Genomic DNA, 25,244 nt, shown 5'->3' with positions numbered 1-25,244 from the left:
TTTTGATTTTTAACTTAATACCTCTGGAAAAATCATTTTATTAAAATCACATTAATGTAAGTTCAAATATAATAAAAGAAGTTATTAGATATAGCACCTTATAGGAATTTCTCTCAATCGGATAGGCTTGATAAAACTCGGTGATTAGTTGACTGTACTATTCATTTTAATGGCTATGTCATCTTAATGATTTGAGAGCAATATCTAAATATCTTGCTCGTAAAAAAAGGATAATATCAAAATGGGCAATCAGATATTTTAGCAGGCAAAAAAAGCGAAACTTTGCTTGTATTTTATTAATTCTACTATTGTGCATTATAAATATTTCCCGTTACTTTGAAAAATTAAAAAAATATTAAATACCTATTAATCACAGTTTCTTAAAAACTATAAAAGCAGCAATTTACAAGGTAATTTTTATCCGCAAATTCAAATAACTGATACACATTAGCCGCCGTTAACAATAAATTTAGCACAGGTAAGAAAATTCCCTCCTAATTATCATTTCTGGCGGCACTAAAGATTTTTATGGATAGAGCCTTAGGTTACGAAAGAGAATCTTACCTGAAAAGAAGATTTACTGAGATGCAAATAGTGAAAATTTACGGATAAGAATAGTCAGACAACACATTTATAAGCAATACATTTGTCTTTTTTACAACAACTTAAATAATTTAATCTTAATACTTTAAAATTATGAGAAAAACAACTCTACTTTTTATCTGGAGTCTAATGATTTCCAGCTTCGCATCTGCACAAACGAGTACCGAGCAGTTTGAAACTGAATCTGTGGGTTCTACAAACTTTACGGATAACGGAGTTATTTTTAATACTCTTTCAACAGTAGCAACCTATAAGGTTAATGTTATACAAGCAGGTGGATGGAATGGTATAGCAGCGGACAACCGTTTTATTGATAATACCGGGACAGCGACGTCACAAAATGCTAATTCATCGCTGGCCATTAAAACCACATCAAACTTGTTTAAGGTAAACAGATTCTGGGCCTATTTGGGTGATGCCAACGGAAACCTGGGTAGTGCAGGAACAGTTACTATAACAGGAAGGCTATCAGGAGTTACTAAGTTTACCCAAACCAAAACCACGGGATTTACTGCATCCACAGGATCTACTAATGGGTATACTTTGATTGATATGACAAATCTAAATGGTCAAAACTATTCCAACATTGTAATTGATGAACTTAGAATTACCATAGGTGGAAATTTCAGGTATATGAAACTGGATGCATTTACCTGGGTAAAAGACAGCAGTATAGTACTGGCTGCTAATGATGTCAAAACTTTCAAAAAAGAAACAAGGATTTATCCTAATCCTACAAGCGGACCTATCACTATTAACACTATTGAAAATACAAGGTTTGAAATATATAGCCACGCCGGAGAGTTAGTGAAAACTTTCAATGCAGTTAAGGGGGCGAGCCAGGCAGATATTTCAGATCTCCCAAAAGGCATATACATTCTAAAATCAGCTTCAGAAGCTCACAAAATAATTAAAGAATAACTGATATTTATTATAAACTATCAGATATAAACATCTGTTTTTGCAAAGTAATAAAAGATATTGATTGCAAAGAGGAGAAGAAATCCCCTAAAAGCAGGGGATTTTATTTTTTTAAGAATAAAAAATATTTATGTTTTCTGAGATCTATTAGACATCAACTTATAACTAATATGTTAATTTGTTTTATTATATTTATGACGGAATTAAAGGACTATAAAATCCTTCACAATTGACAATTCAAATGTCATTATGTTGTCAAATTTACACAATTATAGATATAGAAAGGTCAGCATTGTCCTTTTCAGAAAATAGAAAAACTCCTTCCTATAGAAAGAGTTCTGCTTATAAAAAATCACTTACCAAAATAAGTTTTTAGGAGCCGCAATCTAGGAAAAATGTGGTATAAAGATAAATAATAGGGTGATTTAATACATGATTTCATCACTTTTACAAAATAATAGCAAGAATATGTCTTCATGTTATTAAATGAAATAAAATCCTTTCCATTATAGAAAGGATTTAACGCACTTGTAAATAAAACGATTATATGAAATCTATCTAAAATTAAAGACGAAACTCTAGATATATTATGATTTGGATCATAAAGCGCTAAATCAAAAATTTTAACTCAAGTTTAGCTTATACGGAAGAAAAAACTCTTTAAATTTTCAATTAAAGAGCTTCAAACATGTATACCAGTTAGATACATGTAAAATTAATATCGTTTTTGAGATTTATTTCATATTATTTGTGATGGTAATTAACTATTGCTGTAAGAGTTTGTGAGTATGTTTTGCTCTCTTCATAACACAGGTAACTGTTTCATAATATAGGTTATAGCATTTTTTACTGGTTATAAGTATAGGTGATATTATCATAGAGAATACCATCTTTGTTATAATATTTTGAAACAATTTTTTCTGGAAGATTATTTTTTATTATATAGTATCTCAAAATTTGTAGTAAGCCCTAGATCTGGCGATTGTTTACGCTGAAAGAGCTTATAATGGGTCATATTATTTTTACCGGTCATAAATTCATCATATGATTCCAAAATATACGGCATAATTTTATCGTAACCCATAATATTCAAGTATGGGTTATTATTCTTATCATAAGTATATGATGTTAAAACTTCCCATTTCTACAGATTCACCTTTACCTGTAGCAATATAAAAATCTGGAGATACCATTTGATCTGCATTAAGATTTACAAATATATAATAGTGATTTAAATTAATTTTATCCTTCATCAATGGCCATCCTATATTCTTCCTTTTGTAAATAGCTTTAACTTGAATAATAAATTGTTTATTATCTCTTTCTGCAAGAATATCGATTGATTTTGCATTTCCCATTGTAATTCCTACACTAAATCCTCTTCTAAGGAATTCTGCTGCTACAAAATATTCTCCTGAAAGACCTGTGCTACTTCTTTGAATTTCTGCCATAGTTATCGTTTTATTATATTTTCAATTTATTATTTTCCATTCTTTGCTCTCGCTTCTTTTTATTCTTAAAGATTTAAAGTTTTTAAAAATCTGTAGATTTTTTTATGGAATGATAGAGGTTCAGTAAATATTTTGAAATACGAGTAAGTGACTGTAATAATTATTCAACAATTGTAGAAAAAAAATATTTAAGATTTTTTTTGAAGCAGAAGATGAATTTAAATTAGTATCTAGAAGAATTATCGTTTTTTGAGACTTGTCAATAATTAAAAATTAAAGTCTTGATATTTTTAAATTATAATTTGTTAGTTGTAAATCGTCAGCAAAAAGTGGACATTAGACATTAAAAATTTAAGGAGTGTTTTCATAAAAAGAGTAATTTTAATTATGGCAACACCGAAAAAGAAACCGACCGAGAAATTCGTAAAAGATATTCGGCAGAACACCCGCAGAATATTCACTGCAGAGCAAAAGATTTTAATCGTGATGGAAGGTCTTCGAGCGGAGACTTCCGTAGCCGAACTTTGCAGGAACCATAATATTGCACAGTCGCAGTTTTATGCCTGGAACAAGGAGTTTATGGAAGCAGGAAAGAAGCGCTTAAATGGAGATGTCGCTCGCGAGGCTACGAGTGATGAAGTATCAGATCTGAAGAAGGAAAATGCACGTTTGAAAGAGATCGTAGCTGATCTGGTCGTTCGCTATGACATTGTAAAAAAAAGTTTAGACAGGCTGGATTAATCGATAAATACAGGAAATATATGAGATTATCGGCAGCTGAGAAATACGAGATCATTCAAACGGTAACCACAAGTGAACTCGGCGTGAAACGAACCTTGGAAAGTTTTGGAATTGCTAGAAGCAGCTTTTACAAATGGTATCAAAGCTACTTGGAAAACGGCTATGATGGCTTGGAAACTACGAAAAGAACAAACCATAGGCAATGGAACAGCATTCCTGAAAGACAGAAAGATCTGGTAGTAGAGATCGCTTTGGAACACACCGAATTATCTGCAAGGGAACTGGCCTACAAAATTACCGATGAGCAAAGTGTTTTTATTTCAGAATCTAGTGTTTACCGGATTTTGAAGCAAAGAGACTTAATCCCGGCACCGAATCATTTTCTTCTTTCGGCAGCAAATGAGTTCAAAGACAAAACGGAATTTGTGCATCAAATGTGGCAGACAGATTTTACTTATTTCAAGATCATAGGCTGGGGATGGTACTATCTGAGCACGATCTTGGACGATTACAGCCGCTACATCATTCACTGGGAGCTATGCGACTCAATGAAAGCCGAAGATGTGAAACGAACGGTGGACACAGCCATTAAAAAAGCAAAATTAAAGACCAAAGCCAAACCGAAACTGCTCTCGGACAACGGTTCCTGCTACGTCTCCAATGAGTTGAAAAGCTATCTGAAAGACGATTTAAGGATGAAACAGGTTCACGGAAAACCAATGCATCCGCAGACCCAGGGCAAGATTGAACGTTATCACAGAACGATGAAAAATGTAGTGAAACTAAATCATTTTTATCATCCCGAGGAACTCATCCAGGCACTGGAGAAGTTTGTAGAAAACTACAATAACAAGCGCTATCACGAGTCGATAAATAACCTCACTCCAGCAGATGTGTACTTCGGAAGATCAGAACAGATTTTGGAAAAAAGAAAGCAAACAAAAGCGGAATCCATCCGAAAAAGAAGACAAATATATAACCAACAAAAATTAGTAAGTTTATAAATCGAAAATCCTCCTTAAGGATTTAAACTAAAATGTCTAAGTTGGTTTGAAGACGTACAATTATATGTTTGTTACTGAAATGAATAAATCCTGATGTCTCATTATATACACTCTCTATCCATGGAAATTCTGCTGCAGCCTTTTCCTTAAGATATACATCAGTCATTTTTCTTCCATCTCTATCTTTAATATTTCTAACGGAAACGCCTCCCCAAACATCTTTGGCAAAATCATGTGGACTTTCTACTAACCACGAAGCTGAAAGTCTTAAATAATTGTCAAGATGTGGTCTAACCAAATGCAGGGCGCCAATAAAGTTTGCACACCTAAGTAAAGTGTCAAAGCCATAAATGAGAGAAAGGCTCCTATTTAAAATTCCTGCAACAAAGTAGTCTAGTGGATATATGCCTTTACCACTTGTCATCATACACTCACTTAGTTTTTGAAATTTCTTTTCAAAATATTGAAGTTTTAACATATACTCCTCTAGACAGTTTATAAGTATCTTTTCATCATCCGTATCTGGAATAGAAAGTATCTTTTCATTTAAATATGTCCAATATGCTCTAGAAGATAATGTAATTACATGACAATCATTTCCTACAAACCATCCTACTTCCCCTGAATCTTCATGTATTATCAATGAACCGACTCTACAATTATTAATTAAATCTTCAGTAGGTTCTTTAGCAAGTAAAACGGGTTCTTCTACTTCAGGTCGAAGCCCATCATTTATACTGTTCCAATTAATTGACATTTTACAATTTAATTTTGATATATAGTTTTCAAAAATATATTCTTACTACGCAATCTATTGGCGTATCTTATTATTTTTTAATTGCCATTTTCTTTATTTCTTCATCCGTATGATTATCCAGAATTTTAGCATACCTATAAAAAGTTGCTCTTGTCAATCCAAACGGTTTATAAATTTCTTCCGGACTTTTAGTGATATCCTTATATATATTACGTAAAAGTAAAAGTTTTGAAATTGTTTCCTTAGTATAGCCCTTCGGTCTACCACCCAATCTACCTCTTGCTCTGGCAGATTGTAAACCGGCATTGGTTCTCTCCCGGATTAGCTCGCGCTCATATTCAGATAAGGATGCCATTATATTTAAAAAGAGTCTACCGTTCACGGTGGAAGTATCCACTCCATCGGTTATACCTTTTATGATAATACCTTTATCACTTAAACTTAAAACCAAATCAATGATATTTTTTAAGCTTCTTCCTAATCGGTCCAGTCTCCATACATAAAGTTCATCACCTTCTCTAAACTGTTCGATCATCTTATCAAGCTCCGGACGATTTTTTGTTGTACCGGAAATTTTCTCCATGTAAGTTTTTTCGCAGCCAGCTTTTTCAAGCGCTTCAATCTGTAAATTTAAATTTTGGTCTTTGGTTGAAACCCGGGCATATCCTATTTTCATAATTTGTTACATTAAACTCATATCTTGTAAATTTATGAAACTTTGTTTACTGATACGACATTTTGAGAAAATATTCTGAAAAAATAAAGTGATCAATCCGATCACTTTAAAAATCTCACAAAACGACCGAAATTTCCAATAATAAATTTTTAAAAAAGAGAATCAACATCTAGATTTGAAATTTGCTAAATTCTTTCCAAATCTTCAATTAATGTTTTGACATATTTTCAGTTATTGGTACAAGACTGCAGCAGAAAATTAAACACTCGATATTCCAACCTTAATTTTTACAGGTTTAAGAATTAAATTGTATTAAACAAAATGCTGTAATAATTTTTTTGATAAAATTGAGGGATAAAATATCTGCTTAATTTGACTTAATCTTATTAAATCGTCGATAGAAGTATTTGAAGATACGCTCGTCAAGATCCCTTGAAAGGAATAGTTCTACACTTTTAAAAACAATTATTTAATTTAACCTGAGTTCGGGATAAGGAAATGAAATAAAATTTGTATGAAAAAGTAATAATTCGTATATTTAAGTTATTGATGTTCAAATGTTTAAACGAATTATTACTTATGATTTTGAAAGACCAAATTACAAATATTTTTGTACAAATTGATGATTTTTGTAAAGAGTTTGCTGCTCAAATTAAAAAAATGAAAAAACAGGCCCTTGGGGATAGCAAGAAAAGAAGAAACAGAACATCCAGAATGTCTGATTCTGAAATTATCACCATCATGATAGGATTTCACTTAGGTGCCCACAAAACATTTAAGCATTATTACAAAGAAATAGTTTGTGGGTATTGGAAAGATTTATTTCCCACCAGTCTTTCATACAATCGGTTTATTGAACTTCAGCAAAGAAACTTTGTGGTTTTGGCCTTGTTTCTGAAAGAAAAATGTTTGGGAAAATGCACCGGAATAAGTTTTATGGATAGTACAGCTCTGAGAGTTTGCAGAAATCAAAGAATACACAATCATAAAGTTTTCAAAGGTTTGGCAGAACGTGGAAAATCTTCAATGGGTTGGTTTTATGGCTTTAAGCTTCATTTGGTTTGTAATGAAAAAGGAGAACTCTTATCCTTCTATTTAACAAAAGGAAATGTAGATGACCGAAATCCAAAACATATAAAAAAAATGACTCAGCAGCTGTTTGGAAAATTATTTGCAGATAAAGGATATCTTTCAAAAGCTCTATGGGAAATGCTTTTCGCTGATGGCATTCAGCTTTTTACCAAACTCCGAAAAAATATGAAAAATCATATTATGAAGATGGAAGACAAAATTTTATTAAAAAAAAGAGCAATAATTGAGACTATAAATGATGAACTTAAAAATCATTGCCAGATAGAACATACCAGACATAGAAGTGTGAACAATTTTATAATCAATATTTTGGGAGGATTAACCGCATATTGCTTCTTCCCTAAAAAACCCCTCACTAAACCTCAATAAAGTAAATGACGGCCAATTGTTTTTACAATTCGCTTAAACCGAACTCAGGTTAATTTAGTATTTGAGCGAGGCCGTCTCACTACTCGTGAAAACGGCATTTTTTATGAAATTTTCCTGTATCTCTGTACGAAAAAGGTTTTTGTTTAAGTGATTCTCAACCTACATCGTTTAGTTGTGAAACACCTTCATCATTTTCTTCTTGAAGTTTACTTCGTAGGCTCAACATATCCTGACTCACTTTCTTATCCAAAATCTTAGCATACTGTTGTGTAGTTTTTATATTGGTATGACCTAGCATTTTGCTGACACTTTCAATAGGAACACCATTTGATAAAGTTACAGTAGTAGCGAATGTGTGCCTAGCGACATGAAACGTCAAATCTTTATTTATTCCACAGACACTCGCAATTTCTTTCAGATACGAATTCATTTTTTGATTACTGAGAACGGGAAACAAGACATTTGAATTTACACATTCTGGGTGGTCTTCATATTTTAAAATCAATTCCTGTGCTAAAGGTAATAATGGAACTCTGGTTGAGGTATCTGTCTTTTGACGATGAGTAAAAATCCATTGATCACCATCAATGCCGACATTGATGTTAGATTTAGACAATTGTTTGACATCCACATAAGCCAGGCCAGTGTAACAGCTGAAAAGAAAAATATCCCGAACTTGGGTCAATCGTTCTGATGTAAATTCTTTTTCATAGATCATCCGAATTTCTTCTTTGGTAAGATATGGGCGCTCCACAGCCTTTATTTTTGCCTTATAGCCCAGAAAGGGATCTTTGGAGATCCATCCGTGGGCCATACACAACCGAATGATCTTCTTGAAATTCTTGAGATACTTCACAGCAGTATTGTTCCCGCACTTTCTTACACTGCGCAGCCAGAAGTCATAATCGCTGACGAAACCGTGATCAATTTCCGTAATGTCAATATCAGAAGTTTTGTATTTCCAATTGATGAATTCCTGCGTATGTTTTAAAGATGTTTTATAACGCTCCAATGTCCCGGGAGCAAAATCCTGACCGACCAGTGCTTCCACTTTGTCATTATGTTCTTGAAAGATGGGGATAAGCATCCTTTTCTTAATATCCGTTCCAAGCAGTTTAGATTTTAAACTCTCTGTTGTTACAAAGTTTTCTTCTTTCAGCATCAAGTAGTGGAAATCGTAAACTTTCTGTTCCAAAGTTTTAAGATAGAGATTTAGTGTTTTAGCTTCTTGCGTATTCCCCAATGCCTTGTGTGCTTTAACATTCCATTTCTTCGGATCGATATACCTTTTGGCAGCAATATCTGTTGCCTTGCCGTCTATCGTAATTCGTAGGTAGATGGGAGCGGTTCCGTTTGTTCTGATTTTATTCTTTTTTATAAAGAATAGCAGATTGAATGTTTTGTTCATAGTGTGATAACTTTAATTGATTAATAATTTACCTTTTGTTACCACTTTTTGCAAGATGTACAATCGTTAGACTGCCTATTGGTCGGGTTTTCCTTGATTTTTCGTGACCCATTTTTGTGATTTTTTAAGTGGGACATGAAATAGGACATATAAATCGTGACCTATTTTGGTTTTTTTTGACACCTGCTCTCAAACAAAAAACGCTGTAAACATCGATATTTACAGCGTTTAAGCTTATTTTGGTTTCTAACCTAGCGGAGAGTGAGGGATTCGAACCCCCGGACCTGTTACAGTCAACAGTTTTCAAGACTGCCGCAATCGACCACTCTGCCAACTCTCCTTAAACCCCGATGTTATCGTTGTTTTCAGTGGTGCAAATATAGAAATATTTCTATTTCCGGCAAAATTATTTTCGAATTATTTTAGTGCTGATTTTTACGGTTAACTGTAAAAAACTAAAGATCAGTGTTAATCATTTTAATTCCGTAAAAAATAACAACAATTTAATGATCATTATGGTTAAGATTAAGTTCATTATTTCTAAAGTTGTTTAAACTTATTCAGGAAAAAAGAGTTCCGAGAAAATTAGCAATTTTGGATTGCAATGTAAAACACTAACAATCTGGAAATCATCAGCAAAGAAAAAATAGAGAAATGGATTTTACCATTTAAGAAGAGGGAAAAGAAAATTTTCTACGAAGTTTGACTTGGTAAAATAATTCAGATCATTATAAAATGGCTGAAAATCGGTTGCCAGTGGCGGAAACTTCGTTAAAGGACTATTTCGGGGAAGAAAATACCGCAGAATTAAGTGTGCTTCAGAAGAAAATCAAAAGATTTTTAACAAGACTTCAGTGTACTTCTTCTGCGCAAAGTATTACTTAAATTAACTTAAGTGCTTAGAAATCTGTGATTTCAGACAACCACACGAAAGGATTCGTGCGGTAGCGGTGAAGGGATTCGTGGGGTAGCAGTGAGGTAGCGGTGTGTGGTACTTACTGCCTCTCACTTAAGTATACTTTAGAAAGTTTAAAAAAATACCGCAGAATTAAGTTCACATCAGGTGAAAATCAAAGATTTTCAAAAAACTTACGTGTACTTCTTTAGCGTAAAGTATATTACTTTAATTAACTTAAGTGTTTAAAATATTTCGGATCTACTTTTTGATAATAGAAGCTTAAACAGCTTTTCTAAATAGCATGGCGCATTCAGAGGACAATCGTTAACAAATCTTTAAACTAAGCTTAATCTTCATTTCAGGTCATTTCCTACACAAGCATTTAATTTTGCAGGAATTTAAATCTAATAAGAAAAGTGAAGAAAATTTTTACGTCTGTTTTGTTTTGTGCATCCATTTATTTTTATGCTCAGACCGGTACCGTTTCCGGAAATATCAATGATGATTCCCGGATTGCATTACCCGGAGCCAAAATTACCCTGATGCCCGGAAATATCTATACCACCTCTGATGATCACGGAAATTTTGTTTTCCTGAATGTACCGGCAGGAAAGTACACGATGAAAATTGACTATATCGGATATGGAAGTAATGAATACCAGGTTGCCGTAGAATCCGATAAAAATACCAGACAGAATATTCTTTTTGCCAGAAAAGAAACGACCATTCAGGAGGTCGTTGTTGCAGGTCCGGCTTTAAAAAACCAGGCAAGAGCTTTGAATAAACAGAAGAGCAATGCCAATATTACCAATGTTATATCGTCTGATCAGATCGGCCGTTTTCCTGATGCCAATATCGGTGACGCGCTTAAACGGGTTCCCGGAATTACCATCCAAAACGATCAGGGTGAAGCCCGAAATCTTATTATCAGGGGATTGGCACCCAATCTGAATTCAGTTACTTTAAATGGTGATAGAATTCCTTCTGCTGAAGGGGACAACCGGAATGTCCAGATGGACCTGATTCCTTCGGATATGATCTCAACCATTGAAGTTAACAAAACGCTGACCCCGGATATGGATGCTGATGCTATTGGCGGATCCGTCAATCTGATTACAAGAGCGTCGCCGAACGGACAGCGAATTTCTGCAACATTAGCCGGAGGCTACAATCCGATCCGTGAAAAGGGAAATTATACGGCTGGACTGGTCTATGGAAACCGTTTTTTAAATAAAAAACTGGGTGCCGTTTTCAGTTTTTCTTATAACAACAATAATTTCGGCTCTGATAATATCGAGCCGACCTGGAGCGTAGCGAAAGATGCCGCTCAGACTGCTTACGTCAGCAAAATGGGAATCCGGTATTATAATGAGCACCGCATCCGGCACAGCTTTGATCTTAATCTGGATTATGAGTTCAATCCGAAAAACAAAATCTACGCTTCTGCCATGTATAATTTCAGAAACGATAAAGAAAACCGTTATGCTTTAGGATATAAAATAAAACCTGTTTACAACGATGACGGAACACAGATCACAGATTGGGAAGGCAGCATGACAAGGCAGAATAAAGGCGGCGATTTCAATAATGATAATACGCGTCTGGAAAGACAAAAAGTTCAGAATTACGCACTAAGAGGCGAACATCTGCTGGGTTCCAAGATCGACCTCGACTGGGCAATGAACTATGCAACCGCAAGTGAGAAAAAGCCTCATGAAAGATATATTGAATTTGAGAGTGATGATTTAAATTTCGCCACCGACTTCACTAACCCCAAAAAGCCAATGGTTTCTACCATAGGTAACGACAATTTGGGAAACTATCAGTTAAGTGATCTTTCAGATTCTAATAATTTTACTCAGGAAAAAGAATTTGGGGGAAAAGTCAACGTACGCTTTCCGTTTTCAGTCATCCGGGATCAGAAAGGGAGGATTCGCACGGGTGCGAGAATACGCCTTAAAACAAAAGAAAGGGAAAATGATTATTTCGCCTTTGAGCCGGTTAATGATATGGGAAGCCTCGTATCTGTTCCGACAACGTATTTTGACGGCCACCATTTCCAGCCCGGAAATTATGTCCCCGGAACTTTTGCAAGTGCCTCTTATCTGGGAGGATTGGATTTATACAATCCGAATCTGTTTGATTCAGAATCTAAACCTGAGGAATTTCTATCGGGCAATTACAGTGCAAAAGAACATATTTATGCCGGATATATCCGCTGGGACCAGGATTTCAGTGCTAAACTGTCGATGATCGCAGGAGCCCGTATTGAAACTACAAAAATTGATTATACCGGAAATTATGTGATGGATGAAGAGGATCTCGTAGGAAAAATCAACAATACCAATACCTACACCAATATCCTTCCGAATATCTCATTTAAATATATTCCTGTTCAGAACCTGGTCCTTAGAGCAGCCTTTACGACGGCTTTGGCCCGTCCGAATTACTATGCGCTGGTTCCTTATCTCAATGTTATTTCTGCAGATGAGATCGTTTCCGCCGGAAATCCTGACCTTAAGGCTACGTATGCTTACAATTTCGATTTTATGGCGGAAAAATATTTCAAATCGGTAGGGATCCTTTCCGGAGGATTGTTTTATAAAAATTTAAAAGATTTTATTTATACCTATTCCAGGAGAAATTACTCCACCGCAGATTTTGCCAATGATTTTGCAGGACAGGCCAACCCGATTCCTAACGGAGAAAACAATTGGAGGTTTACCCAACAACGGAATGGAGATCATGTAAACATTTACGGTTTTGAGGTTGCTTTGCAGAGACAGCTGGATTTTATTCCGGGAGCATTCTGGAAAGGCCTGGGTGTTTATGTAAATTACACTTATACGAAGTCCAAAGCAAAAGGAATCACCAATGAAGACGGGATTGAAAGAACCGATGTAGGGCTCCCGGGTACCGCTCCGCATATGTTCAACGGATCGCTTTCATGGGAAAACAAACGCTTTTCGGCACGGGTATCCATGAATTATGCAGCACGATATATTGATGAACTGGGAGGAAATGCCTTTGAAGACCGGTATTACGATAATCAGCTGTTTCTTGATGCCAATGCTTCTTATAAAATTACCGGTCAGCTGAGAATTTTCGCTGAAGCTAATAATTTGACCAATCAGCCGTTGAGATATTATCAGGGTATCGAAAACAGAACTGCTCAGGCAGAATACTACAGACCTAGATTTACGATGGGCTTAAAATTTGATTTTTAATAAAAATTATTGAAGCAAGTCATCCATTAATACACCTTCCAATCAGAAAAGATTGGAAAAAAGAGAAATAATTTTAAAGTCAATGAAAAAGTCAAATACGATCATCACCTTATCCATTTTGCCATTCTTGGTGAATTGTGCAGGGCAAGGCCAATTAGGAATAAAATTACAGCCAACTACCGTTACAGAAACTGTTTTACATGATACGGATGATCCTGCTCTCTGGATCGATCCGGAGGACGCTTCAAAAAGCATCATTATCGGAACAGACAAGGATACCGACGGCGGATTGTATGCTTTCGATCTGGATGGAAAGATCATTAATAAAGTATTAGGCTTAAAACGTCCGAACAATGTTGATATCGAATATGGTTTTACCTTAAATGGTAAAAAAATCGATATTGCGGCAGTCACCGAAAGAGAAACCAATAAAGTAAAATTATACACTCTTCCTGACCTGAAAGAAGTGGGTGAATTTTCGGTTTTCGATGGGGAGGCAGAGCGCGGACCGATGGGAATTTCGATGTACAGAAATCCTGATACCGGAGAAATCTACGCTGTTGTCGGCAGAAAATCAGGCCCTGCTGACGGCTATCTGTGGCAATATAAGTTAACCGAAAAAGAGGGTAAAATTTCCGGAGAAGTGGTTAGGAAATTTGGAAAGTACAGCGGATTAAAAGAGATCGAAAGCATCGCTGTAGATGATGAGATGGGCTATATCTATTATTCAGACGAACAGTTTGGAGTCCATCAATACTTTGCAGATCCGGCAAAAGGAAATGAAGAAATTGCCGTTTTCGGAAAAGGTGATTTTAAATCTGATGTAGAAGGAATTTCGATCTATCCGACGTCTGCAAGTACAGGATATATATTAGTTTCAAATCAACAGAAAGATACCTTTAACATTTACGCACGCGAAAATCCCGCCAAAGGGTTAATCGCTGAAATTCCTGTTTCAACGAGTGAAAGTGACGGCTCCGAAGTAACAAATGTAAATTTAGGTCCGAAATTTCCGAAAGGCGTATTTGTAGCGATGAGCAACGGAAGAGTTTTCCACTTATATGACTGGCGCATTATTGAAGAAAAAATTAAAGCCCATATGAAATAACAGGACAGGTAAATTATTAATCCGGTTACGGACTTACAAAAGTCAACATCGCATCATTAGGCGTTACATCAGACCTGAACCTCCCGAAGAACCAGAAGACCGGTCAAATGCATAAACTACACCAAGCCGTCTTCAAGGTTTAATTAATAAAAAAGTTTCGGGCAAATCAAAGATTTGCCCGAAAATTATGATATCTCATTTTTATCTGATGATTTTATTTTAACCAACATAAAGGCCAGCCCGAGGCCGAGCCCTGCCAGCATTGCCAATTTTGTTTTCCGGGAAGGAACAGGAAGAATGGTTTCCCCATAAATCCGGTGAGGATCAGAAGAAGGAAGCAATATATTTCCTGAATCGGAAGGCGCATTTTTAACCTTCATAAGCAACCTCATCGCCGCAGAAGCAGTATTAATAATGGGTTTCGGAAATAATCCGTACATACTTTTCAGAAGCAACGAAGTGAAATCCGGGAACATATCTTTTTGCGGATTCTTTGCCAGTTCAACCATTTTGGCGGCCGTATCTCTGGGATCTGCTGCAAAAGGAGGAATTTTAAAATCCAACCCTGAATATTTTGCGGAATGCATGTTCCCTGTCGATCTTTGAATCTGGGGATAAATATTACAGATATGAACCTCCGGAAAATCTGAGATTTCACCGTGAAGACACTCCATCATCCCCCGGATTCCGAATTTGGTAGACGAATATACCGCACTGTACGGGGCCGGCATAAAACCGCCGATTGAAATATTATTAATTAAAATACCTTCATTCTGTTTTTTAAAAATAGGCAGTACGCTATAAGCGCCGTGCATATAACCGAAAAGATTGGTCTTGATTACCTGCTCATTCAGCTCCATCGGGATTTCTTCAAATTTACCGCTTGCCATTACTCCGGCATTATTGATCCAGATATCAATTCTTCCGTTAAACTCCAACGCTTTATTCGCAAGATTCTGAACGTCCGAGGCAATTGATACATCAGTCGGCACAGCCATGGCAGCCACTTCCAGGTCTCTGCATAACCTGACGGTCTCCTCCAGAGCCTCTTTTCCGCGGGCAGCAACAACAATATTGCATCCTTCGAGTGCGAAAGCTTCAGCCACAGCCCTTCCTACTCCACTGCTTCCTCCGGTAATGACGACTGTTTTTCCTTTCAGGCTTTTCTGTAAATGATCTTCTGATTTCATTTTGTAATTGTTTTGTTTAATACACAAATTCCACCTATTATTATGCCATTAAACATAAAAATACCATCAATTGCGACCTGAACTTAAATTACTAAAGAATATTTTACCACAAAATTTTAATGGAACAGGATGTCGTTTAAATCCAGGTTCTTTATAATTTTACTACCTGATAATTAAAACATGAAAATTAAAATTACGGCATCTTTAATGATGATTTTTTTATTCGGTACTATTTCAGCTCAGGAAATAAAAAAATATCTTTACAAAGGAAAGATTGACAAATACCCTGTAACCTTATATCTTGTTGAAGAAATTTCAGGATGTCCCACTACCCATTACACCGGAATGTATAAGTATGATCAGGTAAGCAAATGGCTGTACCTCGACATTTCGGATGATGAAGAAAATAAACTGGTGATGGTAGAGGGCGGTATTACCGGAATAATCAGCGTTATAAGAAACGGTGAAAGCCTCACCGGCTTCTGGATATCACAGGACGGCAATAAAAAACTGAAGGTCAATCTTCAGAAAGTTCCTGCTAACAGCAAGACGTTACAGCCTTTCGAAGAAAAATACGATCAGGTAAATTATGAGATGAATGACTGCTAACAAAGAAGATGTATCACAACTAAACGATGTGGGTTGGGAATCGTTTAAACGAAGATCCTTATCGTATCGGGATACAGGAAAATTTTATAAAAAAGGCCGTTTTCACGAGTTGTGAGACGGCCTCTAAATGGTAAAGATTGATAATGGAATAAAAAATTTAATGATTAAAAAAAAATAAAAGGAGGCTGTCTTTTGGAGATAGCCGCTATGAGTTTTTATAGAGCGTTACACTGCAGTACGCTTAAATATATTATTCGTATGAATTATTCTTCTTATTTTTTTATTATTTTTCTTGTTTCCGCGTTTCCTGCTTTATATTTAATTTTCAAAGTATAATGACCTGCGGGATAAGAAGCCAGACTTGCGGGACTTTTAAGATACGCAGAAAGTAACCGACCTGTTGCATTATATACCTCAATAGAAATGATCGGATTTTTAGCGTTTTCTACATAAACCAGATCTTCTGCTGGATTCGGAAAAACTAATGTTTTTTTGTTTAGGGTTTCATCATTTACGGATAGAAATAATTCACTGAGTTTATGGGGTTCAGGGTTACCATCCGCACTATAGGACGTATAAACAGCATTATCCTCAACAGGGGCCGCATCGATCATCTCCAGAGCTGCAGGAACAGACAGGACCACATTACCCGGGATCACTGTTTTCCATTCCTGATCAGTAGGGTTGAAAATATTAATCCCGCTGTAGGTAGCTCCCATCAGATAATTTTTATAGGTAATAAATTTTGAGGCATCAGAATGGTCTGCGGGTGCCGGAATTATGCTCCATTGTACCCCGTCCCAAATATCGTAATTGGAAGTTATGAGTTTTTGTCCCCAGCGATAGGCTGTTCTTATATAGGAGCTGCCAGGTTGTTGCGCTCCCCCTAAAGAGAACCATTGTGTACCGTTAAATTTTGCTATATTATTACATTGAATAGGGTCGCCGAGAGGGGATCTGACATGAGTAAAATGACCAAAAACATATAACTCATCGTTAAAAACCTCAAATCCCATATAATTGTTACCTCCATAAGGACGCCCCGGCACAGATACCCAGTTTCCTCCAGTCAGTTTAGCAACCATACCCTCACCGTCGGCAACATTTCCGATTCCGTAGATCTCTCCCTGAAATTCAATAATATCATTCAGCCCGCCTACAGCAGGAAATGCAGTTATGGGCTGCCACAAACTGCCATTATATTTTGCAATATTGGTAGTTATACCGTTAATGATAAAACTTTGTCCTGCGACATACATATCCTGTCCGATATTTTTTATTTTTTTGATGACACCGTTAGCGCTTATTTCGGGAACCTGAGTATAACCGGAACCCGTAAGTTTCGCCAATTTAATCCAGCCGCCGACATATAATGTTCCGTTATATATATTCATCGAATACAGATCTGATGCAAAATGGCTGGCACCACTTGATATATTGGTAAAACCGAACTGGAAATTCTGGGCGAAGGATTGAATAAAGCCCAATAAAGTAAGCATTATTATTTTTTTTCTCATGTTTTTATATTTTAAATTGAATTATGATGATCTGGATGGACCAGCAGTACGGAATAGCCTGTCTTTCTCTAAAAAGATTGAAGTCGATGTCCGCTGTCCGAATTCTGTCGATACTGTTTAAGATTTATTTTTTTACGAATTTGGATGTGACAGTTTTTCCGTCATCTGTCTCTATGCTGGTAAAATACATTCCAGGGGATAACGTACTGATATCAATTTTAGTTTTTGGACGTATATTTTCTATCACTTTTCTTCCACTAGCAGCATAAATTTGTATTTTTTTCAGATTCCTTTTTGTTATCAGTTCCAATACGGTACTTTCTGCGTTCACCCACATCCGGATTCTATCTTCTTTCTTTTGCTGGTCCGAGACAGCCAGATTTCCTGCAATAAGTATAATATTATCTAAAAATAAAGCCTGGTGGTTTGCAGTTGCCAAAATTTAAAGGCAATGTACTGGTAGGAAGATGCCGGTACATTGAGTGTTGTCACAGTAGGTGTACTGGTGTCTATGGGTATAGGATTTCCCAATGAAGTAAAACCTGACAGATCAGAAGGACTTGCAACCAGTCCTATTTCGAGACTTCCCGATCCCGGGGTCCCTCCTATTCGTAGTGTCGTTACAGTAATGGTCTGGTTACCGGACGGCGCGGTAATCTGGGGACTTATTAAATAAAAAGGGGTATTTGCCGAAAACAGCGAATAAGCCTGGATATACTTATTGCCACTTCCTGTCTCCTTCACAGAAAGCAGAGGGGCTGATCCTCCGCTTGAAACGATGTATTTATTCCAACCATTTTGAGGTAATGAATTTCCGCCTGTTGTTGTAAATGTATCAAAATTTTCACTGAAAGATGATAGCTGAGCCTTAATTATAATATTCACAATAAATAAGGTTAATAAAATTAATTTTCCATTCATAAGTATGTTATTTATTGTCGATAAAATTATAAAATTTATTTTTAATTATTCTAAATAAAATAAATATATTTGTGAAAATTTTATTGTAACGGAAGACGGCTTGGCGTAAATGCAGACATCAGTTACAGCGTTTTCCGGTATCTACACAGGGAAATCATTTTCCTGATCATCACAGGATAACGTAGGCAACTTCAACCTTAAGAATAGTTGGTCGAGCACGATTTTAATATGACCATCAAGGGAATGATAATAACGGTTATTTCACCTGTTTAATGTCAAAAAATTAAAATACATCAGCATGATCAGAGTTTCAGGGGTGTAACATGTATGAATACTGCAGCGGGTGTTAAGGAAGCGACGACCCGTCATTAGAAATAATTTTTTAAAAGCGTCTTTATCAAACAGTCAAAGTCATAAATCACTTAAATCTCGGCTTACATTCATGAAAAGTATTATTATTTTTTTCTTCATTTTTTCAATTACCTGTGCGCAGGAAGGGAAATTCGATACATTCAATTACAGGTGTACTGACGGTAAAATCCGGCCTTACATTGTGTATACTCCAAAAAACTTCCCCGTAAATAAAAAAAAACCGCTGATCGTTTTTCTTCATGGCTCAGTTTCGAGTCCGCAACTAAAAAAAGACCCGCTGGATTATATAAAAAAATCAAAATGGGTCGGTCTGGCTGATCGGGGCGGCTTTTTTCTGCTTTTCTGTTACGGACAACAGGGAGCCACCTGGTTTGATGAGGTCGGACAGGATATGATATTTAAAGAAATCGAAGTGACAAAAGAGGAATTTAATATCGATGCTGACAAAGTATTCCTGAGTGGTTTCTCAGACGGGGGCTCAGGGGTTTTATACACTGCCATGACCAATCCGTTTCTCTTCGCTGGTTTTATTGCCATGAACGGAAGCTTACCTGTGGCCGCAAAATTGGGTAAAAACGGAATATTTCCCCAGAACAGCAATAATATTCCCATTTATGTGATTAACACTACCGAAGATCCGCTTTACCCCATTAATCAGATGACACCGGTGACCGGGTATCTGAAACAATTTAACCGTAATATTATTTACAAAACCCCAAAAGGCGGACATGAGATGGCTTATTTTGATGGCGAAAAAGACAGTCTCCTGACCTTTATCCGTAAAAACAGCCGCATCTCTCCTTTTAATGCATCTGTAGAAACAGCGGTACCAGCCCGGTTTTCCTTTATTTCTATTACAAAAATCGATACAGAGTCCTCATCACAGGAATGGCATAAAAAATACAGCCTGAAAATTTTTAATGATAAAGCAGATTTCGGAATATCATATGACTATTCATTTAAAGGAAAAGGACTTAAAGTCAGCTCTATAAAAAATGACAGTACAACAGCCGGAAAAATGGGAATAAAGAAAGGTGATGTCATTTTACAAATGGAAGATGACATCATAAAAAATGCCTATGATCCTTTTTTCTATCTTATAAAGAAGAAAGCCGGTGACAGCACTTATGTGAAAATACTAAGAGAAAACAAAGCATTGATTCTTTCCGGAAAATTTAATCCAGGATATTATTATGAAGTTTTTCCGCAAGATCTTAAGATGGGAAAAATTGTCATCGTAACCAAAAACAGGGAAATGACGATTAAGACCTCCCGGGTCTCTGAACTTACCCTCGATTTTAATTCCCTTAAAAAGCAAAGGATAAAGTTGGTGAAAATTAATGAAAAATATTTATCCACGAAACTAAAAGGTGTCCAAAAAGTAGAAATCCAGGATCAATCTGTAACCGCAACTCCTTTTTAAGAAAGCATTAAAACTGACACAAATATGAAATCCACAAAAATGATAAACGCCGGAAACAAATCCTGTCATCGCCGTACAATTGTAAAACCCAATTTTTCATTTTTAATAGTGCTGTTAATATCTGTATATTCTTTTCCTCAGAATAAACAGCAGATACCCCGGCGCATACTGCCGAAGGAGAATGCTACAGCTGAGAGTATGAAAGCCGGAGCATTTATTGATGTAAACGTAAGTTCTTATGCTCCCTCTTCGTATGCTCCTCCTCAACTTGTCAACGATATTCTGATTAAAGGGGGAACGCATTGTTCAGCTCCTAACGTAACGAATGTAAAAGTGAGCCCCGGCCATACTGCGACCGATGACAACAGGTTTTGGGGTTACTTTCATAAAGCAGCTACCAATTTCCCATTCCGGGATGGCCTGGTCCTGACTACGGGGTTTGCCAGACAGGCTGGAAATTCCGTTATATCTTCGCCCCTGGAAGCAAAGATCTCTTTGCAGGGGGATGCAGATCTGGCAGCTGCCACCAATACAAATATTGCCGAACACTATGATGCCGTAGCCCTTGAATTCGACTTCGTTCCTTATTCTAACAAAATAAAATTCAATTACTTATTTGCCTCTGAAGAATATACAGGCATTTACCCCTGTAGCTATTCCGACGCTTTTGCCATACTTATAAAACCGGTCGCGGGCGGGCCTTATGTAAATGTTGCGGTACTTCCGGGGGGAGCCGGCCCTATCAGTGTAACCAATATTCATCCTGCAAACTTTGCCTGTGCTGCTTCTAACGAATCCTATTTTGCGGGGTATAACACTGCTAATGTAGAAACAAACTTTAAAGGCCGAACGATCCCTTTAACGGCATTAGCGGATGTAACTCCCGGTGTTGCTTATCATTTTAAAATGGTTTTATGCGATTATAAGGATCAAAAGCTAGACACTGCTGTTTTCTTAGAAGGAGGATCTTTTGATATAGGGGTTAAAATTGTAGATGGGGCAAATATGATCCTACCCGACACTATTTACTTGTGTGACCATCAGCCACAAATATTAAAAGCATCGGTCGCCCCAACGTCCGGAATGACATTTCAGTGGTTTAAAGACGGAATCCCTGTTTCCGGTGCTACCAATATAGCTTATACTGCAACAGTACCCGGAATATATGAGGTTAAAGTGTCTGTCCCGGGAAATCAATGCCCGGGATCAGCTAAGATCACTATAATAGGAGGTTTATCCCCTACTGTACAGAATGCTGTACTCAAGATGTGTACCACTACAGATGCTGCTACATTTAATTTAAATACTGCAATTTCCATGATCAGTACAACTGTCGGTGCCGTATTTCGTTTTTATGAGAATCAGGCAGATGCTGTCGCACAGAATAATAATCATATCACCAACCTGACAAATTATAACGGAACAGACGGGCAGATCTTATATGTACTTGTGTCCAACGGAGCTTTCTGCAGCAAGATCGCAACTCTAACTTTAAAAAAAGAGGAAACACCGACAGCACTGCTTACCGCTTCCAGGCTAAAAATATGCGCGGGTGAATCTGTATTGGTAACAGCTTCCGGTGGAGCCACCTATCTGTGGAGTGATTCTACGGGTACCACTTCAGGGATAAGAACGGTAAATCCTACCCAGACTACCACCTATTCTGTACATGCCATCGGTGCCCAGGGATGTAAGTCTCCTGTGCCGGCACGCCTTACCATTGAGGTGGTTCCTGCTATCGTTTCAACGTTAAAAGGCGGGCCTATTTGTGACAGAGATATGATAACCCTGGATGCAGGTTCAGGACCGGAATATACCTATCAGTGGAGTTCCGGTGAAACCACTCAAACCATTACAACCGCCATTCCGGGAGAATATTCGGTAAAGATCAGTAACGGAGTATGTTCAGAAGAATTTAAGGCACAGGTTATTAGAGCTACAATTCCTGAAATTAAGAAAGCAGATTATAACGAAAACGGAACGATGATGCTTAAGGCAGACAATCCTAGCAACAGTACTCTGGAATATTCGATAGACAACGGAATGACCTGGCAGTCTTCAAATATATTCCATAATGTTCCACGAAATAAAATCATCCCGATCCGAATACGGGTGAAAAATACAAGCTGCGTCAGCTTCCTGGAATATTTCACCTTCATCATGCAAAACGTCATTACTCCTAATGGAGATCATCTAAACGATATTATTGATTTCAGAGGACTCAATAAGTATGAAAATTTCAGTGCCAGTATTTTTGACCGATACGGAAAAGAAGTCTATAAAGCTGAAAAAACAAAACCGTACTGGGACGGCTACTTTCAGGGCAAGCGTTTACCCACTGCTTCCTACTGGTATCAGGTAGCTTTTGAAAGCCCTGTCGGTAAAGAAAAGATCGTAAAAACCGGATGGATCTTACTGAAAAACTTTGAATAATTTATTAAACCTGTTTAAACAAAAATATTATGAAGGTTTATACCCTTTGGCTATTTATTCTTTTAGCATCATCACATTTTTTTCATTCCCAGGATATCAAGCCCAGAGATCCGCAAAAGAAAAAACTTTCTTCCCTATCTCTGAAAGCAGGAGCCTTTATTGATGTAAACGATGCCGGCTATAACGAATCCGGCTTTGATATTACCCAGCTGGTGAGAGATGTTTTGCTGTCCCCTTCCGTAAATAATTCCTGCGGCACCCCCAATGTTTTTAATGTGCAGATAAGCCCTAATACTGCAGTAGCAGATTCTACCAGAGCATGGGGATATTTTCACCGAGCTGCTACCGCCTTCCCTTTTAAAGATGGGATTGTATTATCTACAGGATACGTAAAAAAGGCGGGAAATTCTGCTATAAATAATCATCTACATGATGATATTGGATCCGGGAGTGATCCTGATCTTTTCACAGCAACCAACCCTCAAAGGGGGCTAATAAATGCCGTTGTTTTGGAATTTGACTTTATACCCTATTCAACTCAGGTTAAATTTAACTATTTATTAGCTTCTGAAGAATATGTTGGCGATTATCCCTGCAGTTATTCGGATGCCTTTGCTTTGCTTATAAAGCCTGCTGCAGGAGGTCCTTATGTAAATGTTGCTGTCCTTCCGGGAGGAGCCGGGCCGGTAAGTGTAACCAATATTCACCCTGAAATAACTGCAGTAACTATAAGTCAGGGAGCGTGCTCAGCTATCAACCAACAGTATTTTGCAGGATATAATACGGCTAATATTGAAACGAATTTTAACGGCCGGACGGTTCCTCTCACCGCAATAGCCAGCGTAGTGCCCGGACAGGTCTATCATTTTAAAATGGCATTGGCAGATTCTGGAGACACATCATATGATACTGCCGTATTTTTAGACGGAAGATCCTTTGATATTGGTGCTCAGATATTGGATCAGTTTGGAAATGTTCTGCCCCCGGATCTTAATATATGTGACCAGAGTTCTCAGGTGCTGCAGGCATCAGTAAATGATCCTAATTTTGCTTACCAATGGTATCATAACAATGCTCCTATTCCCAATGCAACCACCAATACTATTACGGCAACAGATCCGGGTACTTATACTATTGAAGTAACGGTTCCGGGAAACCCGTGTAAAGGGAAAGCTACAGTACAGATTCATGGAGGAATAACTCCGGTCGCTCATGATACCACATTACTGCTCTGTACTACACCGGATCGTACCACTTTCGATTTGAGTACCATTACGTCTGCCATAAGCCAGACGCCCGGAGCAATCTTTAGATTCTACGAAAATCAGGCTGATGCCATAGCACAGAATAACAATAACATCCAGAATATTCTGGACTATAACGGCAACGACGGGCAAATACTCTACGTGGTCGTCTCAAATGGGTTCTGTTATAAGACCGTTCAGCTTACATTACAGAAAGAAGCAACTCCTACTGCCAGAATAAAAGCATCAAAAATAAAAATATGTCCGGGAGAATCGGTGACGTTTACCGCTGAAGGTGGGTATTCATACCTGTGGAACAATTTTACGGGAACAGGAAACATACAGACGGTCACTTTGTACCAGACCACAACTTTTACAGTATATGCGCTTGGACCAAAAGGATGTAAGTCCGTGAACCCTGCAACCATACGGATTGAAGTTGTACCCGCCATCTCCTCCCCGCTAAAAGATATTGAAATGTGTATCGGAGATAAAGTAACGCTTGATGCCGGCGAAGGAGAAGGCTTTAAATTCCTCTGGAGCACAGGAGCAACCACACAAAAAATTGAGACAGACCAGTGGGGAATCTATTCCGTAGAAATCGATAACGGTGTCTGTAAAAAAGTATTCCAGGCGAAAGTAATGGGAGCGGTCATCCCCTTTATAACTGCTCTGGACTATGACGGTATGAAAAAGACGATAACGGTTACTGCACAAAATCCGGTCATGAATATGATCTCCGCAACTTTAGAATATTCCATTGATCAGGGAATCAGCTGGCAGACTTCCAATATATTTACAAATCTTTCAGATAACACCAATTACGTCGTATCGGTAAGAAGAGCAGGAACACACTGCATGGGATCACTTGATTTCTTCACCCTGCAGATCAACAATGTTATTACTCCTAATAGTGATGGCATCAACGATGTCCTGAATCTTTCATCGCTTGTAAACTTTACAGACTTTACAGGTTCTGTTTACGACAGATATGGTACGGAAATGTTCAGGTTTTCAAAGGAACGCCCTGTCTGGGACGGAACTATAAGCGGCAGAAAACTTCCCACAGCCACCTATTGGTATCAGTTCAGTTTTAAATATCCGAAATCGAAAACTAAGATCAAAAGATCAGGATGGATTTTGCTTAAGAATAGGTAAAACCTTTGTATTACTCATCCGGAAAAGCAGAATAACAAAAAAGTCTCATGGATATATCCAACCCTGCTGAAATTTCTGTTTATATTTATACCTGTTTTCTATACTCAATTAAAAATTAGATG

The 25,244-nt window shown here is 37.2% G+C and carries 18 protein-coding genes and 1 tRNA gene; 10 read left to right on the top strand and 9 right to left on the bottom strand.

Annotated elements, in window-relative coordinates:
* The first annotated feature begins 696 nt into the window (after nucleotides 1-696).
* Entirely contained in the window at nucleotides 697-1,524 is an 828-nt protein-coding gene (locus ODZ84_RS22590; protein WP_266174779.1) for a T9SS type A sorting domain-containing protein, read from the top strand.
* 1,112 nt (nucleotides 1,525-2,636) lie between these two features.
* Here ODZ84_RS22590 and ODZ84_RS22585 read toward each other — a convergent pair.
* Nucleotides 2,637-2,975, bottom strand: a complete 339-nt coding sequence (locus ODZ84_RS22585; RefSeq protein ID WP_266174777.1) for a hypothetical protein — start codon at nucleotides 2,973-2,975, stop codon at nucleotides 2,637-2,639.
* Between the two features lie 387 nt (nucleotides 2,976-3,362).
* On the opposite strand from ODZ84_RS22585, the gene ODZ84_RS22580 reads away from it, so the two are divergent.
* Nucleotides 3,363-4,720, top strand: a protein-coding gene (locus ODZ84_RS22580; protein WP_408612347.1) for an IS3 family transposase whose coding sequence is annotated in 2 segments (ribosomal slippage) — nucleotides 3,363-3,698 and nucleotides 3,701-4,720 — 1,356 coding nt in all. Because the reading frame shifts where the segments join, the coding sequence is not laid out codon by codon here.
* A 22-nt stretch (nucleotides 4,721-4,742) separates the two neighbouring features.
* On the opposite strand, the gene ODZ84_RS22575 is transcribed toward ODZ84_RS22580, so the two are convergent.
* On the bottom strand, nucleotides 4,743-5,477 hold the full coding sequence (locus ODZ84_RS22575) for a hypothetical protein (RefSeq protein WP_266174775.1): 735 nt from the start codon (nucleotides 5,475-5,477) through the stop codon (nucleotides 4,743-4,745).
* Nucleotides 5,478-5,547: 70 nt separating this feature from the next.
* Nucleotides 5,548-6,153, bottom strand: coding sequence for a recombinase family protein (locus ODZ84_RS22570; RefSeq protein WP_266174774.1), 606 nt, complete (start codon nucleotides 6,151-6,153; stop codon nucleotides 5,548-5,550).
* A gap of 579 nt (nucleotides 6,154-6,732) precedes the next feature.
* Here ODZ84_RS22570 and ODZ84_RS22565 point away from each other — a divergent pair.
* Nucleotides 6,733-7,614 carry an IS982 family transposase gene (locus ODZ84_RS22565; RefSeq protein WP_266177429.1) on the top strand — a complete coding sequence of 294 codons (882 nt, stop codon included), beginning with the start codon at nucleotides 6,733-6,735 and terminating at the stop codon, nucleotides 7,612-7,614.
* A gap of 154 nt (nucleotides 7,615-7,768) precedes the next feature.
* Here ODZ84_RS22565 and ODZ84_RS22560 read toward each other — a convergent pair whose 3' ends face one another.
* Nucleotides 7,769-9,022 carry a site-specific integrase gene (locus ODZ84_RS22560; RefSeq protein WP_266174772.1) on the bottom strand — a complete coding sequence of 418 codons (1,254 nt, stop codon included), beginning with the start codon at nucleotides 9,020-9,022 and terminating at the stop codon, nucleotides 7,769-7,771.
* 255 nt (nucleotides 9,023-9,277) lie between these two features.
* Nucleotides 9,278-9,362: transfer RNA gene (locus ODZ84_RS22555), tRNA-Ser, on the bottom strand.
* Between the two features lie 395 nt (nucleotides 9,363-9,757).
* Here ODZ84_RS22555 and ODZ84_RS22550 point away from each other — a divergent pair.
* The 3 genes from ODZ84_RS22550 to ODZ84_RS22540 all read left to right on the top strand — a co-directional run bounded on the left by ODZ84_RS22550 (nucleotide 9,758) and on the right by ODZ84_RS22540 (nucleotide 14,255).
* On the top strand, nucleotides 9,758-9,907 hold the full coding sequence (locus ODZ84_RS22550; protein ID WP_266174771.1) for a hypothetical protein: 150 nt from the start codon (nucleotides 9,758-9,760) through the stop codon (nucleotides 9,905-9,907).
* A gap of 429 nt (nucleotides 9,908-10,336) precedes the next feature.
* Nucleotides 10,337-13,147, top strand: a complete 2,811-nt coding sequence (locus ODZ84_RS22545) for a TonB-dependent receptor (protein WP_266174770.1) — start codon at nucleotides 10,337-10,339, stop codon at nucleotides 13,145-13,147.
* An 82-nt stretch (nucleotides 13,148-13,229) separates the two neighbouring features.
* Nucleotides 13,230-14,255 carry a phytase gene (locus ODZ84_RS22540; RefSeq protein ID WP_266174769.1) on the top strand — a complete coding sequence of 342 codons (1,026 nt, stop codon included), beginning with the start codon at nucleotides 13,230-13,232 and terminating at the stop codon, nucleotides 14,253-14,255.
* A gap of 185 nt (nucleotides 14,256-14,440) precedes the next feature.
* Here ODZ84_RS22540 and ODZ84_RS22535 read toward each other — a convergent pair whose 3' ends face one another.
* Entirely contained in the window at nucleotides 14,441-15,445 is a 1,005-nt protein-coding gene (locus ODZ84_RS22535; RefSeq protein ID WP_266174768.1) for an SDR family oxidoreductase, read from the bottom strand.
* A 180-nt stretch (nucleotides 15,446-15,625) separates the two neighbouring features.
* On the opposite strand from ODZ84_RS22535, the gene ODZ84_RS22530 reads away from it, so the two are divergent.
* Nucleotides 15,626-16,054 (top strand): hypothetical protein, encoded by a 429-nt coding sequence (locus ODZ84_RS22530; protein ID WP_266174767.1) that lies wholly within the window; start codon nucleotides 15,626-15,628, stop codon nucleotides 16,052-16,054.
* 272 nt (nucleotides 16,055-16,326) lie between these two features.
* Here ODZ84_RS22530 and ODZ84_RS22525 read toward each other — a convergent pair whose 3' ends face one another.
* The 3 genes from ODZ84_RS22525 to ODZ84_RS22515 form a co-directional block, all read right to left on the bottom strand.
* Nucleotides 16,327-17,571 carry a T9SS type A sorting domain-containing protein gene (locus ODZ84_RS22525; RefSeq protein ID WP_266174766.1) on the bottom strand — a complete coding sequence of 415 codons (1,245 nt, stop codon included), beginning with the start codon at nucleotides 17,569-17,571 and terminating at the stop codon, nucleotides 16,327-16,329.
* A gap of 124 nt (nucleotides 17,572-17,695) precedes the next feature.
* Complete coding sequence (locus tag ODZ84_RS22520; RefSeq protein WP_266174764.1) at nucleotides 17,696-18,010, bottom strand: T9SS type A sorting domain-containing protein; 315 nt, start codon at nucleotides 18,008-18,010, stop codon at nucleotides 17,696-17,698.
* Complete coding sequence (locus ODZ84_RS22515) at nucleotides 17,977-18,492, bottom strand: hypothetical protein (protein ID WP_266174763.1); 516 nt, start codon at nucleotides 18,490-18,492, stop codon at nucleotides 17,977-17,979. Before ODZ84_RS22515 ends, ODZ84_RS22520 begins: the two co-directional genes overlap by 34 nt.
* 442 nt (nucleotides 18,493-18,934) lie before the next feature.
* On the opposite strand from ODZ84_RS22515, the gene ODZ84_RS22510 reads away from it, so the two are divergent.
* The 3 genes from ODZ84_RS22510 to ODZ84_RS22500 are packed head-to-tail and all read left to right on the top strand — an operon-like array spanning nucleotide 18,935 to nucleotide 25,122.
* Nucleotides 18,935-20,287 carry a phospholipase gene (locus ODZ84_RS22510; RefSeq protein ID WP_266174762.1) on the top strand — a complete coding sequence of 451 codons (1,353 nt, stop codon included), beginning with the start codon at nucleotides 18,935-18,937 and terminating at the stop codon, nucleotides 20,285-20,287.
* Between the two features lie 24 nt (nucleotides 20,288-20,311).
* Complete coding sequence (locus tag ODZ84_RS22505) at nucleotides 20,312-22,720, top strand: choice-of-anchor L domain-containing protein (protein ID WP_266174761.1); 2,409 nt, start codon at nucleotides 20,312-20,314, stop codon at nucleotides 22,718-22,720.
* A gap of 29 nt (nucleotides 22,721-22,749) precedes the next feature.
* Entirely contained in the window at nucleotides 22,750-25,122 is a 2,373-nt protein-coding gene (locus tag ODZ84_RS22500) for a choice-of-anchor L domain-containing protein (protein WP_266174760.1), read from the top strand.
* Nucleotides 25,123-25,244: the final 122 nt, after the last annotated feature.

This window comes from Chryseobacterium fluminis (assembly GCF_026314945.1).
Classification (GTDB): Bacteria; Bacteroidota; Bacteroidia; order Flavobacteriales; family Weeksellaceae; genus Chryseobacterium; species Chryseobacterium fluminis.
This window is presented reverse-complemented; position numbering and strand designations above follow the sequence as displayed.